Genomic DNA, 14107 nt, shown 5'->3' on the forward strand with positions numbered 1-14107 from the left:
TTCTAACCTCTAATCTTATTAAACGCTTCGCGAATCGCCTCCAGCGGCGGATTATCTAAGTGAATCGGGTTTCCAATCCCGTCTAAAACAACAAATCGTAAGGTGTTGCCTCTAGCTTTTTTATCTTTATGCATCAAGTCAAGAACCTTAGCAAAAGCATCGTCATTATTGCCGCCGCCATTCCAAGATATTGGCAATCCAAGTGATTTTAAAAGCGAGCGATGATACTCAACGTCTTCTGGACTTAAATAGCCCAAAATTTGCGCAAGGCTCGCCGCAAAAACCATTCCAACAGCAACCGCGTTTCCATGACGCCAAGAAAAATGCTCGATTTGCTCAATCGCATGCCCTAAAGTATGCCCATAATTCAAAAACTCGCGCAAACCTTGTTCTTTTAAGTCGTTAGAAACGTGGTATGCCTTAACGCGCACGCTTTTTTCTATTAGATCGCAAACCATATTATTTAAATCTGCATCGTCTAAAATAGAAGGACCATCAACAGAGCGCAACTTGCTAGCATTTTGAGGATTTTCCAGAATTTTTAAGATGCTAGAATCGCCAATAAACCCTGATTTTGCAACTTCTCCAAGTCCTTCAACAAAAATATCGTTAGGAAGAGTAGAAAACGCGCAAGTATCTGCCAAAACGCCAACAGGAGTGTAAAAACTACCAACCAAATTCTTGCCAGCTGCAGTATTTACACCAGTTTTTCCTCCAGTCGAAGCGTCTACCATTGCAAGAAGCGAAGTCGGGCAATTTACGTAGCGGATTCCACGCATCCAAGTAGAAGCAACAAATCCAGCTAAATCCGTAGCTGCTCCACCACCCAAACCAACAATCGCATCTGAACGCGTAAAACCAGCGTTTGCAAGGCGCGACCACACAAAATCCGCAACCTTAACAGTTTTACCAGCCTCTGCGTCTGGAATAAGAATATCGAAAACATCGTAGCCAGATGCGCGCAAAATAGATCTTGCTTTATCGCTATGTCTTTGAACAGGCTGAGTGTGAATTAAAGCTACTCGAACAGGCTGTTTTCCAAGCATTTGAGGTAAAAGACTCATAGCGCCTGCGCCAATATGAACATCGTAATCTTCAATACCTTTACCATCTACATGAACGATTCGTTGCATAATCATATCTTTTACCTTTCTTGCGGCAGGTTTTGGCGTTAATCCGTAAACGCGAGCGTGTAAATTCGCCACTTTGCAAAACACAGGATCACGCTTATCAAACAAATCCATCCATCGTTTTGCGCCATCTTCGCCGCTTAACATAGGACGATTAGAATTCCAGCTTACGCGCTCAATTGCATCACTTGCATTTACTTGCAAATACACAACACGACCGCCTAGCTTTGTATATTTTCTTAAGACATCTTGCGTCTCCTTACGCATTGGAGCACCGCCACCTAGGGCGACTATTGGGGCGGATTGCTCAAAATCTGGGAAAATAGCATCTCTAACAATTTGAGTTTCAATATCTCTAAAAGACTCTTCGCCAAAATCCTTAAAATATTGAGCAATCGGCATATTGATTTTTTGCTCAATTAAATCGTCTGTATCTATAAAAGGAACATTCAAAATATGCGCTAATTCCTTGCCAACACGCGTTTTTCCAGCTGCAGGCATGCCGATTATAACGGCTAACGGCATTTGAGTTTGCGATACATCTTGCGAAATGTCTTTCAAAGAATATCTAAGCGAATCTGGCAAGGAATCATGCAAGGAATCTTCTTCGCTCATCTCATATGCTCTTTCCAAGATTGAACGTAATTTCTAGCATTTCTAGCGGTTTCTTCTAGTGAATCTCCGCCGAACTTTTCTAACGCATACTTTGCAAGCGTTAATCGAACCATTGCCTCTGCAACTACGGAAGCAGCTGGGACTGCCGTAAAATCGGAGCGCTGATTAATTGCCTGCGCTGGCTGGCCAGTAAGCACATCTACCGTTCGCAAAGCGCGAGGAATGGACGGAATCGGCTTCATTGCAGCGCGCACGCGAATTGTCTCTCCATTTGACATTCCGCCTTCAATTCCTCCAGCACGATTGCTAAGGCGCGTGATTTTGCCATCTTCGCCTGTTACGATCTCGTCGTGAGCAACCGAGCCAGGGCGATTTGCTTCTTCGAAACCGTCTCCAATCTCCACGCCTTTAATAGCTTGGATTCCCATAAGCGCCGCAGCCAGTGCCGCATCCAAACGGCGATCCGACTCTACATACGTTCCAACTCCAGCAGGCATGCCGTATGCCAAAACCTCTACTACGCCGCCAAGCGTATCTGCATTTGCTTTTGCTTCATCAATACGAGCAACCATGCGAGCTTCGGCATCTTTATCTAGAGTACGAACTGGCGAAGCATCCAACGCATCAACATCGTCTGGAGTTGGTAGGGGTAAACTTTTGTTTATATATTCGCCGCCAATTCCAATAACATGCGCAACTGTTCGCACACCCAACGCTTGGTGCAAAAACGCATCAGCTACAGCGCCTAAAGCCACGCGGGAAGCCGTTTCCCTAGCGCTCGAACGCTCCAAAACCTCGCGAGCATCACTAAAACCATACTTTCGCATGCCCGTTAAATCCGCATGCCCTGGGCGAGGGCGGCTTAAAATAGCATTTCTACCAGTTCGCTCAAGCTCATGATCCAAAGGATCCGCGCTCATCACTTCCACCCATTTTGGCCACTCACTATTTGCGATTTCTATAGCAATTGGAGACCCAAGAGTAACACCGTGGCGAACGCCTGTAAGCAAACGCACTTTGTCTTGCTCAAACTTCATTCGCGCTCCGCGACCATATCCAAGTCGTCTACGCGCAAGAGCAGAAACAATGTCTGCGCTAGTAATCTTAACTCCTGCTGGCACGCCTTCAATCATTGCCACCAGTGCTTCACCATGCGACTCCCCTGCCGTTTGCCATCTAAGCATGCCTTCTCCAATCGCGTTGTGCGTTATATTTATTGTTATACTTCTTGCACTTAATACTGTACTTTATTTTAAATCAATACTAGATTCTAAATTCTTTATTTTACTAACAACTAAGTATTGCTAATAATCTATGAAATAAATCGCAAAAAGCCTTTAACCACATTGAGTAAAATTTGTTGCATGCTTTCCTATTTAGCGTTGCGCGAGGGCTGGGTAATTCTTGTCTCACAACGCTCCGCCTATTACGTGTAGTCTAGAGTTGCGGTTGTTCCGATTTGGTTTTGATTTTGTTTTTGGGTTGAAGTTTGTTTGTAGTGGTTGATCATTTGGATTATTTGGTATCGGCTGCCGCTCTTATACTGTTCGACCAAGAATCACCCAGCCCTCTTACGTGCTTGAACAATTGCGTAGTTTTCATCACCGAGATTCTCGATTTTTTCTTGCTGCTTCAGCGAATCACCATTTCATGCTGAGGTTCGCTTCATTCGCTGCGAAAAATCTCGAATCTCTACCTAGCTTGGAGTATTTGTGTAATTACAAAAAACCGCAAAGCATAACGGCGATTATGGAAGATGCAGCTAATACGGGTACAAACGGGATTTTATTTTGTTCATTTTGCACAAGATGCCCGCGGAAAAATCGCAAGCAGACTTTAGAGCAGATTTTCCACACTAAAATCCAAATTAATCCAAATATTCCGATTGATGCAAACCAGTAGATTATGCAATCAAATCCAAATAGCGCCAAAGCTTGAGCGATCATAGAAGCGCATGTAACATCGCCAAATCCAAGTGCTCCGCGCACGCAAAGTTTTTGCACCAAAACGTAGAATGCAAAAACTGATACTGCAAAAAGCCAGCCACGTAAAAGAAAATTAACATTATGAAAAGTAATCAGCGAAAAAATAAGGTTAGCGGCAGATTGCGCAAAAGCAGCTAGTACAACCCAAAGTCTAGGCACAATACGGCTTGTTAAATCCGTCGCACACACTGCAATCATGCATATAAGCGTTGGTGTTGCAAATAAACAAGTAACAATAAACTGACTCATTTGATTATGCTAAATAAGCGAAAATTGCATTGCAACAAATTTCACTCAATGTGGTTAAAGGCTTGTGTGGTTATGCAGATTGCACCAAGTATGGTAGAGATTCGAGATTTTTCGCACTGAATGAGATGTATCGCTCGCGCGTTACAGCGCGCTCACGTCTTCGCCGCACGTAAAGTCCACTGGACTTTACGTTTGAGCGGCTCAGCGAATCGAAGTGCATTAGCGCGCTACGCTCTAAGCGCTCATGCAAGTCGATTCGCAGTCCTCCGATGGTGATTCATCGAATGAAGAAGAAAAATCGAGAATCTCGGTGATTAAGTGGTACGCAATTGTTAAAGATATTCAGAAGGTTTGATGTATTTCTATACGAGCAATAAAAGAGGAGCGTAGCGACGGGACTTGCGAGGAGAGAAATACTCAAACCTCGCGCAACACTAGGTAAGGAAAATCGTTCGCACGCTCTAAGCGCGCGAACGTCTTCGCTTGCGTTGAAAGCACACTGTGCTTTCAACCTTAAGCAAGCTCAGCGCTCCGAATTACCTTCGCGCGCTACACTTTAAGCGCGAAGGTAGGTCGTCGCGCTAGTTGGCGTTTTCGTTAGAACGCTTATACTCGTCGCGAATCTTCAAGAAATCATCGTAGTTATCCGCAAACTTAGTTTCGCCGGTCTTTAAGTTAGTGGTAACAAAATAAATCCATGATCCTTTTTCTGGATTAAGCGAAGCCAGAATAGCATTATCTCCAGGAATACTTATAGGAGTAGGCGGCAATCCTTTGCGAATCCTAGTGTTGTATGGATTACTTGCATCATCTAATTGTGCTTGCGTAAGGTTAATTGCCTTAATTCCAATACCGTAAGCAACCGTAGTGTCCATTCCCAAAGGCATGTCTTTAGCTAAACGGTTTAATATTACGCGCGAAACTTTACCATAATATTCACGATTATTTACTTCCGCTTCCGCAATAGACGCAATTTTGAGAATATCTTGACGCAGTTTTCCTTTAGGAACTCCCAATGAATCAAGTTTCTGAATACGCTTATCTACCATTTTGGCAAGTATTTTAGTAGCAGATTTCATGGATTTTACGTTGTAAACTCCAGGCTCCAACCATCCTTCAAAACTTCCACCCGCTTCTGGCGGCAAAATCCCCGCTCCGTCTGTTTTTTGAATCGCGTTAAATTGAGCAATGTCAATTCCAGAGATTTGTGCAGCCTTACGAATAACGTCTGTTGATCGTTCTCCTGCTTTAACGTCTAAGAATCCGCCTGCTTTACTTTGATCTGAAAGAATATTTACAACATCAATTGAGTTCATATGCTTTTTGAGCGCATAAATTCCTGGGTATAAAATCTTGTTGTTCGCAGCAACAATATTAGAAAAAGTGGATTGCGACTTTACAACTTGCGCTTTAACAAGATTGTTCCCAACTTCTACAGATCCTTGACCTGGCTCTATCGTAAACTCAACGAATCCGTCTCCAGGTCCTGGCCAATCGTCCATAATCGTAGACTGATTGTTAGTTTTTATGTAAACCGCAACCCTGTATAATCCATATCCAAGAACAAATAGTATTGCAAAAATTAGCGTAAGAATAAACGCTATTATACGTTTTCTCTTACTTTTACGTCGTTTTTGTGCTTTTAAATCTTTGCGCGATTTTGGAGGCACAGGTGGATTAGGAGTTTCGTGACTCCACTTAGCGTTTCGATCGAAAAAATCGTCGATATTCTCAGTCATTAAACGCTTCCTCCCGCTTGGACTGCTGGTTACTATTTCACAGTGACATTATTTCAGAATAACATTATTTCACAATATTGTCGTAGCTATTGTCTGCTTTAATTATTTTTGCAATCATTCTTATAATCGTCAATCGCAGATTGCAAAATTAACACTGCTGACTGCTGATCAACCATAGGACGATGCTTCCTAGTAGAAAAATCTGCATCTAACAGTTGTTTATGCGCCGTAACAGTTGTTAGTCTCTCATCTTTCCAAACAACTTCTGGAATAAAATCGAGAGACCAATCTCCATAATCAAAAAGCGACTTCATTCTTTTGACTAAATTAGTACCCCAACGACGCGCTTTTTTAGCAGATTTTCCTTCAGTTCCGTCTAATTGCAAAGGAAGACCTATTACAACACGACTAACACTATTATCTTCGATAATGTTTAAAACATCTTCAATCGCATTAAACGAATCACCATAGGATTGAACATTCCCAGCAGGATGAGCGAAAGTGAGCTCAGGGTCGGAAAGAGCTGTTCCGACCCTTGCATCACCTAAATCAATACCTAACCACACCATTTTTTGTGCCGCTTTTGGTAAAGATCGCATCGTTTTGTTTTAAGCGTGTAGCTACGCACTAGTCGAGCTTAGCCACTTCGCTCTTAACAGCCTCAAGCGCTTCGTCAATCTTAGAAGCGTCTGTGCCGCCGCCTTGAGCGAAGTCTGGCTTGCCGCCGCCACCGCCACCAAGCACCTTGGAAGCAGTACGAACAAGATCGCCAGCCTTAGCACCAAGACCACGTGCGGCATCGTTAGTCGCCACCGCCACCATTGGACGATCCTCCTCATTCACGCCACACAGCGCCACAATCACAGGAGCATCCTCACCTAAGCGAGAACGAACATCAAGTGTTGTTTTGCGCAATGCATCGAAGGAACCAAAGTTTCCAACATTCTTTACAGCAAGCTTAACCGTTGCGCCACTTTGTTTAGCCGCCTCAACCAATTCTGGAACAGCATCATTAAGCTGAGACTCATACACCGAAGAAAGCTTGCGGTCTGAATCCTTCATCTTGTTGAGCAAAGACTCCAAGCGCTCAGCTAACTCATCTGGGCGTGCATTAACCATGCCAGCAAGTTGCGCCACCAAAGCGTGCTCACGAGCACCATATTCATACGCCTCTTCGCCGCACAATGCATCAATACGACGTACACCAGAGCCAATGGAAGATTCCGAAAGAATGGTTACCATACCAATCTTTCCGGTGCTCTTAGCGTGAGTACCACCGCAAAGCTCGCGGCTCCAACCGTCGCCAATCTCAACAACGCGCACAATATCGCCGTACTTTTCGCCGAACAAGTGCATTGCTCCAAGCTTGAAAGCGTCATCGATTGGCATTTCCTTTGGAACAACCTGCAAATCGTCACGAATACGCTCGTTTACGCGAGCTTCTACACGGAGCAGCGCATCTTTATCAACAGCCTTTGGCCACTGGAAGTCAAAGCGCAAGCGGTCTGGATCAACTACAGAACCGCGCTGAGTTGCCTGTGGACCAAGCTCTTCGCGCAAAGCTTTGTGAAGAGTGTGAGTAGCGGTGTGGCTTCGAGCCAAAGCAGCCCTGCGAACCTGGTCAATATTGGTGTTTACTGGAGCACCAACACTAAGAGTACCTTCAGTAAGTCGGCAGCTGTGAACAATCAAATCCTTGATTGGTCGCTGAACGTCGTCAACTTCCAAAATTGCGCCGTCGTCGGAAATAATCTCACCCTGATCAGCAATCTGACCACCGCGCTCAGCATAGAATGGCGTGCGATCAAGAATAACTTCAACGTTTGCAGGAGCGCTAACACTTTTAACAGCACCCTTACCGGCTTCAACAATTGCCAAAACGTTTGAACGGCTTGAGAAGTCAGTGTAACCGAGGAAGTCAATTGGCTTTTCAAGCTCCTTCTTAATATCGTCATAAACGCTAACATCCACATTGTGACGCTTCTTCAAAGCATCCGCGCGAGCGCGACCTTTCTGCTCACTCATAAGCTCGCGGAACTTAGCTTCATCAACCTTAACACCCTGCTCAGCAGCCATCTCAAGAGTCAACTCAATTGGGAAACCGTAAGTATCATGCAAAGTAAATGCGTCAGAGCCGCCAACAATAGGATCATCCTTGTGCTCTTTCTTAGCTTTTTCAACAGCCAAGTCAAGAATAGTTGTGCCCTTTTCAAGAGTTCTGCGGAACGCGTCTTCTTCACCATATGCAGCTTCACTGACTTCATGGAAAGTATTATTAAGCTCTGGATAGCTTGGTTCCATTGCAGCCTTAGAAACTGGGAACAAGGTTGGAAGAACTGGGTCCTGAACGCCGAGCATGCGCATTGCGCGAACAGTTCTGCGAAGAAGACGACGAAGCACGTATCCGCGTCCAACGTTACTTGGGCGCACACCATCACTCATAATCATCAAAGCGGAACGCACGTGATCTGCTACAACGCGGAAACGCACGTCAGCATCATTATTATCGCCGTACTTTACACCGCTAAGCTTTTCTGCAGCTTCAATAACTGGATAAACTTCGTCTGTTTCGTAAATATTTTCCTTACCCTGCATAAGGTAAGCCAAACGTTCCAAACCTGCGCCGGTATCGATATTCTTCTGGTCAAGCTCACCAACAATATGCAAATCAGTCTTAGACTTGACGTTATCTACCTGGAAGTTTTCGAAGACCAAATCCCAAATCTCAATGAAACGAGATTCGTCAGCAGCAGGACCGCCATCCTTACCGTATTTAGGACCGCGATCAACGTAGATTTCGGAGCATGGGCCGCCAGGACCAGGACCACCAGTGGTCCAGAAGTTATCTTCCATACCGAAAACTTGCATGTGCTCTGGGTCGAAGCCTTCGTTCTTCCAAATTGCGCGAGCTTCATCATCGTCGGTATAAGTAGTTACCCAGAGCTTTTCAGGGTCAAATCCGTATCCGCCCTTATCTTGCGGAGTTGTTAAAAGCTCCCAAGCGTAGTGAATCGCTTCTTCCTTAAAATAATCACCAAACGAGAAGTTACCAACCATCTGGAAGAACGTGCCGTGACGAGTAGTCTTGCCGACTTCGTCAATATCAAGAGTACGCACGCACTTCTGGTTAGACGTCATTCTGCGAGAAGGAGGCGTTTGCTCTCCCAAAAGATAAGGTATGAATGGAACCATGCCTGCAATCGTGAAAAGCGTCGTTGGATTTGGTGAAATCAGCGATGCTGAAGGCACGACCATATGACCATGATTACCAAAGTAGTCAAGATAACGCTTTGCAATTTCTGCTGTGCGCATAGGTACGAACTCCTTGTGTTATATTAAAACGCCATGCAACAGGGCGGCACAAAAGAATATCATACCATCATGCTTTAAGGCGCGAGTCGCAGAATGATTAATCTGCAAGACCAATTTTTGATTATAAAACTTTACCTATAAAAACTTTAGTTATAAAAAACTTTCAAGACTTATTAACAAGCTTATTTTATTTAGCATACTTATTAGCATACTTAGAATTAAGCTGCGACTCGTGAGTTTTTCTGCTGGAATTAAAATCCTTAAATAAAGACAAAATCGTGGTTAAAGTAAGATTCTTCGGATCTTTATCAAAGAAAAAATCTCCAACACTTTCTGGGAATTTTCCTTTAATATAAGCGCGAGCCTTAGTAACAGACATCACGCCTATTACTATTCCTACGCAAAGCCAGAATAAACGCTTAAACATCACTCCCCCTTAGACTCACTCGACTCACCAGAATTAGCTGCGTGGCGTGCAGAAGATTCTGAAAAATCCGTTGGAACTGTAGGCTTATTGAAGAATTCGTTAATAGTGTCCTTAAGAGCATATCCAGCTGCAGCAATCTTAATAATAGGTTTTCCAAGAAAAGCACCATACAAATCTGTAAGAGCACCAACATTAGTCGCAGTGGTGCGAGCAGCATCCGTAACAGCATTAACATCTTCTAAGGTTTTGTTTACTTGCTTTACTGTAGTAACAGACTCATCAATAGCAGGCAAAGCATGTTCACCTGATTCCTTAACGGTTTGAGCAATCTGATTAAACATCTTACCCAACCTAATCAGAGGATAAATCATAAAACCAGAAAGAACCGCAAACGAAATCGCGGCAATTAGAGCAGCTATGTCTCCAACGCTCATCGTAACCTCTTTCCTGCTGTTTTTACGCGCGACTAACCCACGCAATGTATTTAAAAGATTAACGAAGAGTCAAGACTCTTCGAGTAAACCACTAACACATATCTTTCTTAATATATCAACCTTAATATATCAATATATAAAAGTGGATTTACAGTACGCTCTACTCGTTGTAACCCTTAATAGTTATAGACTGATCAAGCGGCTTAGAAGTGTCAAAATCTAAACGAGTCACACTACCATTTTGCGGACGCTCGCTCAAATCGTAACCAGCAGGCGCAAAACGATGCATAAGACTTAAAAGCGTGTTCCCGTGAGATATTTGCAAAACACTATCTCCATCTTTTAACACTGGATTGCTGGCGATTATTTTAAAACCGCCCTCAACACGCTTCCAATACTCAATATCCGACTCAGCATCATGGAACGGATCCGCCTCTTTAAGCATATCTCGAGTTGCAGCAAGACCAAATTTTTCAACAATCTCGTTATATGTTTTAGCACCATGAGGAGCACCTGCAGCCCACCAAGCCATATTCATGTCTTGGCCTTCAAAATAGCCGTAGCATTGCTCACGAAAATGCATATCGCTTATGAGTTGTGGTCGAGCATGAGTGTGTTTTTCGTTTTCACTTAAAATACGCTCAGCAGTGATTTGAGCACGAGTTGTATCTGAACAATATGCTGCAGCAAAAATGACATTAGCTAATTTTTCTGCTGCACGATCTGCGTCTGCAAGTCCTTTATCGGTAAGAGGAGAATTTGACCAGCCTTGAAGACGATTGTAGCAATTAAACATGGTTTGACCATGACGAACTAAATAAAGATGCAGCAACATAACTTAATCATCTCACTTTTAATAAATTGTTCTACACAATGTTTTATACAATGCTTTATACAATGCTTTAAACAATGCTTCACACAGTGCTTCACACAAATTGACTTTGTTATTTGTTTAATCAGACTAATACAGGTCAGACTAATCTAAATCAACATCGCCTAATTCTTGGAACCTACTTGCAATCAGCTCTGGCGTTGTATCAGAAATCCAAGATGCCATCCCAGCTTCCGACCCAGCCAAATACTTGATTTTGTTAGCATCTCGCATAAACGAGAAGAATTGTAAATTAAGACGATAATGCGCACGACGAGAATCATGCACAGGAGCCTGATGCCATGCTGCAACATAAGGCAAATCAACAAATTCGCTAGAATTTGCAGCACTAATACCAGAAGATAAGTCGAAAGCAGCCGAACCTGCAAACGATTTAGTACTAGAGTCGCCATTAAAACCAAAGAACTTATTAGCACGTCTAAGAAGTGTTATATAAATTTGTGCCAAATCCCAACGCTCTTGGTCGTCAAGCTGATCCAAAGTAAGAACATCACGAACAGGAGCAACATGCACTTCTAGAGGCCAACGCGCTGCTGCTGGAACATACGCAACCCAACTATGATTATGCATAATCACACGCTTTTTAGCCTCAATCTCCGAATTCATCAAATCCTTAAGAAGATTACTGCCAGTACGCTCAAAATAAGCCTCTGTGTGACGCAACTCCTGCTCCAACCTAGGAGCAATAAACGGATAAGCGTAAATCTGACCGTGAGGATGATTCAAAGTCACACCAATTTGGCTGCCGTGATTTTCAAAAGGATAAATCTGCTTAATGCCATCAATTTGGCTAATTTCCGCGGTTCTAAACGCCCAGGCTTCAACAATCGTACGCATGCGCAAAACAGAAAGATTAGCTGGAAGCATGTTTTCGTTGGAACTAAAGCAAATCACCTCACAACGACCAGCTGCAGGAGCCTGCTTCCACAGCGGATTGCCGTCAACGTAGGTTGTTGTGTTTGGCACTCCTGCAACCTGAGCCATAGCTGGATAACGGTTTTCAAAAACAACAACGTCGTAGTCTTCGTCTGGAATTTCACCATCTTGATACTCAGATTCTGGCTTTCTACCAGCGAATGGGTCGATTCTTGATTGCTGATTGCTATCACTATTTAAGCTATCGCTATTTGAACTCTCTCTAAGAATGGGGGCTGGTCGTTTTGCCCACAGCCTAGACATAGGAATCCAGTCTCCTGTAAGCGGATCCTGACGCATTTGCGGAACTTCGCTAGGAACCTCATTACCTTCGCTATCAAAATGAGATGTAAAGCGATACGCCAACTTTCTAGGGTCAATCAGCTCCCTTGTTTTATGCCCGCTAACATATTCTGGGTTGTCGTCGATGTAGAAAAAGTCACGACCGTCGGAAAGCTTTGTTGCCGTAATACGAATATGCTCACGTGCGTATGTTCCTGGACGATACAACTTATACGGATACTCTCCACCGAAATCTCGAATAGGAGTTTGAACAGTCGGAATTTGTTGCGTTTGATAGAAGGCATTATCTCCTATCGAAGAATGCATTGGCGACTGTAATCCTTGGTATGAGTCCGAATGCATAGTGGATTGCGCAGACTGCACGTTTTCAGCCGCCTCTTCTTCTGCTTGAGCTACAAGACTACTCAGCGAAGAATCTCCAACACCCGTGCTGGTTATTTTGTTAATAACCGAGTGGTTTGCGCCGCCAGCCTTGTTCCTAGCGCGAATTGCATTAATGTCTATTGCATCAAAAGCATCTGTGTCTTCCAAGCTTTTTTCAACTTGACGCTCATCTGCCTTCTTATGCGTAGTGCCATCTTCGTCAATCTCAAATCCTGCTGCAGCGCCACCTTCAAATCCACCGCCAGGACCAGCGAAACCAGCTGTTGTTGGAATATTGTGAAGTCCTGCAACTTTTTTAGGCTTTTCCACAAAATCATCCCCTTCAAAAATGTTATTGTTTATCACGTCTTTTGCGTCTCTTACATCTTCTGCATACTGTGCGTTGTGCGCATTCATATATTGCTGTGCTTCTTGCACCGCTTGCGCATCTTCTTCATTGCTAATTTGAGACATCTTTGACTCCATCGTCTCTTTATTCTTCTTTATCTTCTTTTATTTTCGTATAACTTCTTATTCTTGTATCTTCTTACTTACAACGCTTACTAGACGCTTAGTTATCTATTATATATTTTCTGATTCAACACTCGCAGAATGTTATATTTTGTAATATAACGAATATTATTGTGAATAATTATATAAGATTTTGTTTTTTTATTAAACTGTTTTGTTACAAAATGTACGGTTGCTGGCGACTAATCCCAAACAAAAGTTAATGTGCACTAACATGTAACCAACTTTTACGTAGTTCATACTGATTTTATACAAATGCACTACGATTCGTGCAGTATTTTCCGCACTTTGTAGCTCTAAACAGCGTGTTGAACAACAAAATGCGGAAAAACTTCCGCACTTTGTAGTCCAACACACCAATCAGAACTACAAAACACGGGAAGAATAGCAAATAAAACGCATTGACCCCCACTATGCAATGCACAGCAGGGGTCAAGCGGTATGTCCTTAAGAATGAAATCCAGAATTTAGCGAGCGTAGTACTCGACGACGTACTGGATGTTGACTTCAACTGGAATCTGATCGACTTCCGGCTTACGAGTCAAAGTAGCCTTCAAAGAGGCAAGATTCACATCGAGGTAACCAGGAACTGCTGGCAAAACGTCACGATGAACGCCTTCAGCAGCCATCTGGAATGGCACCATTGTCTGGCTCTTAGCGCGAACCTGAATGGTCTGGCCTGGCTTAACACGGTAGGATGGGCGATCAACAAGATTGCCATCTACCAAAATGTGACGATGCACAACAAACTGGCGAGCCTGAGCGGTTGTGCGAGCAAAGCCTGCGCGCAAAACTAAAGCGTCAAGACGGGTTTCCAAATCGGTGAGCATTGCGTCACCAGTCTGACCTGCAGTGTGCGTACCCTTTTCGTAAGCTGCACGAAGCTGCTTCTCGGAAAGACCGTACTGAGCGCGAAGACGCTGCTTCTCGCGAAGACGTACTGCGTAATCGGACTCGGTACGACGACGAGTGCGGCCGTGCTCACCTGGAGCATATGGACGCTTCTCGAAAATACGCTGAGCCTTTGGGGTCAAAGCGATGCCGAGGGCGCGAGAAAGACGCACCTGACGGCGAGAACGCTGAATATTAGTCATTACTAATCCTTTATTCTGTCGTTATCTGAACGGAACGTGAACCAAACATTTACGATTGTTCACGCTGAGCCGGCCTCTCCAGTGCTTCTTCGTGCTAACACACGAACGCGAAAGCATT

11 protein-coding genes are annotated in these 14107 nt (G+C 43.8%); all 11 read right to left on the reverse strand.

Translation table 11 applies throughout. The features are described from left to right. Nucleotides 1-2: 2 nt before the first annotated feature. Nucleotides 3-1745 carry a bifunctional shikimate kinase/3-dehydroquinate synthase gene (locus HXT20_RS04795; protein WP_422114273.1) on the reverse strand — a complete coding sequence of 581 codons (1743 nt, stop codon included), beginning with the start codon at nt 1743-1745 and terminating at the stop codon, nt 3-5. Continuing rightward, the gene (gene aroC / locus HXT20_RS04800) at nt 1742-2929 is read right to left on the reverse strand and encodes a chorismate synthase (RefSeq protein ID WP_285070166.1); all 1188 of its coding nucleotides are present in this window, start codon (nt 2927-2929) and stop codon (nt 1742-1744) included. Before aroC ends, HXT20_RS04795 begins: the two co-directional genes overlap by 4 nt. A gap of 534 nt (nt 2930-3463) precedes the next feature. Next, nucleotides 3464-3979: a peptidase A24 gene (locus tag HXT20_RS04805; RefSeq protein ID WP_014554432.1), complete on the reverse strand. Its 516-nt coding sequence runs from the start codon at nt 3977-3979 to the stop codon at nt 3464-3466. A gap of 581 nt (nt 3980-4560) precedes the next feature. After that, entirely contained in the window at nt 4561-5718 is a 1158-nt protein-coding gene (gene mltG, locus HXT20_RS04810) for an endolytic transglycosylase MltG (protein ID WP_101891809.1), read from the reverse strand. Nucleotides 5719-5816: 98 nt separating this feature from the next. Beyond that, nucleotides 5817-6287: a Holliday junction resolvase RuvX gene (gene ruvX, locus HXT20_RS04815; protein WP_004113362.1), complete on the reverse strand. Its 471-nt coding sequence runs from the start codon at nt 6285-6287 to the stop codon at nt 5817-5819. Between the two features lie 58 nt (nt 6288-6345). Then, complete coding sequence (gene alaS / locus HXT20_RS04820) at nt 6346-9030, reverse strand: alanine--tRNA ligase (RefSeq protein ID WP_004114662.1); 2685 nt, start codon at nt 9028-9030, stop codon at nt 6346-6348. Between the two features lie 187 nt (nt 9031-9217). Then, nucleotides 9218-9457 carry a hypothetical protein gene (locus HXT20_RS04825; protein WP_004113365.1) on the reverse strand — a complete coding sequence of 80 codons (240 nt, stop codon included), beginning with the start codon at nt 9455-9457 and terminating at the stop codon, nt 9218-9220. Beyond that, nucleotides 9457-9891, reverse strand: a complete 435-nt coding sequence (locus tag HXT20_RS04830; protein WP_422114274.1) for a DUF948 domain-containing protein — start codon at nt 9889-9891, stop codon at nt 9457-9459. Before HXT20_RS04830 ends, HXT20_RS04825 begins: the two co-directional genes overlap by 1 nt. A gap of 160 nt (nt 9892-10051) precedes the next feature. Then, the gene (locus tag HXT20_RS04835) at nt 10052-10726 is read right to left on the reverse strand and encodes a histidine phosphatase family protein (RefSeq protein WP_004114659.1); all 675 of its coding nucleotides are present in this window, start codon (nt 10724-10726) and stop codon (nt 10052-10054) included. A gap of 141 nt (nt 10727-10867) precedes the next feature. Continuing rightward, entirely contained in the window at nt 10868-12307 is a 1440-nt protein-coding gene (gene galT, locus HXT20_RS04840; protein WP_422114465.1) for a galactose-1-phosphate uridylyltransferase, read from the reverse strand. Between the two features lie 1055 nt (nt 12308-13362). Continuing rightward, nucleotides 13363-13989 carry a 30S ribosomal protein S4 gene (rpsD, locus tag HXT20_RS04845; RefSeq protein WP_004113375.1) on the reverse strand — a complete coding sequence of 209 codons (627 nt, stop codon included), beginning with the start codon at nt 13987-13989 and terminating at the stop codon, nt 13363-13365. Nucleotides 13990-14107 lie beyond the last annotated feature (118 nt).

This window comes from Gardnerella sp. DNF00109, from assembly GCF_049262845.1.
In the GTDB taxonomy this organism is placed as follows: domain Bacteria; phylum Actinomycetota; class Actinomycetes; order Actinomycetales; family Bifidobacteriaceae; genus Bifidobacterium; species Bifidobacterium vaginale.

Excerpts from the sequence above, each read along its gene's own strand:
- HXT20_RS04795 (WP_422114273.1), bottom strand. The coding sequence starts at position 1,745 with ATGAGCGAAGAAGATTCCTTGCATGATTCCTTGCCAGATTCGCTTAGA.
- aroC (WP_285070166.1), bottom strand. The coding sequence starts at position 2,929 with ATGCTTAGATGGCAAACGGCAGGGGAGTCGCATGGTGAAGCACTGGTG.
- HXT20_RS04805 (WP_014554432.1), bottom strand. The coding sequence starts at position 3,979 with ATGAGTCAGTTTATTGTTACTTGTTTATTTGCAACACCAACGCTTATA.
- mltG (WP_101891809.1), bottom strand. The coding sequence starts at position 5,718 with ATGACTGAGAATATCGACGATTTTTTCGATCGAAACGCTAAGTGGAGT.
- ruvX (WP_004113362.1), bottom strand. The coding sequence starts at position 6,287 with ATGGTGTGGTTAGGTATTGATTTAGGTGATGCAAGGGTCGGAACAGCT.
- alaS (WP_004114662.1), bottom strand. The coding sequence starts at position 9,030 with ATGCGCACAGCAGAAATTGCAAAGCGTTATCTTGACTACTTTGGTAAT.
- HXT20_RS04825 (WP_004113365.1), bottom strand. The coding sequence starts at position 9,457 with ATGTTTAAGCGTTTATTCTGGCTTTGCGTAGGAATAGTAATAGGCGTG.
- HXT20_RS04830 (WP_422114274.1), bottom strand. The coding sequence starts at position 9,891 with ATGAGCGTTGGAGACATAGCTGCTCTAATTGCCGCGATTTCGTTTGCG.
- HXT20_RS04835 (WP_004114659.1), bottom strand. The coding sequence starts at position 10,726 with ATGTTGCTGCATCTTTATTTAGTTCGTCATGGTCAAACCATGTTTAAT.
- galT (WP_422114465.1), bottom strand. The coding sequence starts at position 12,307 with ATGCATTCTTCGATAGGAGATAATGCCTTCTATCAAACGCAACAAATT.
- rpsD (WP_004113375.1), bottom strand. The coding sequence starts at position 13,989 with ATGACTAATATTCAGCGTTCTCGCCGTCAGGTGCGTCTTTCTCGCGCC.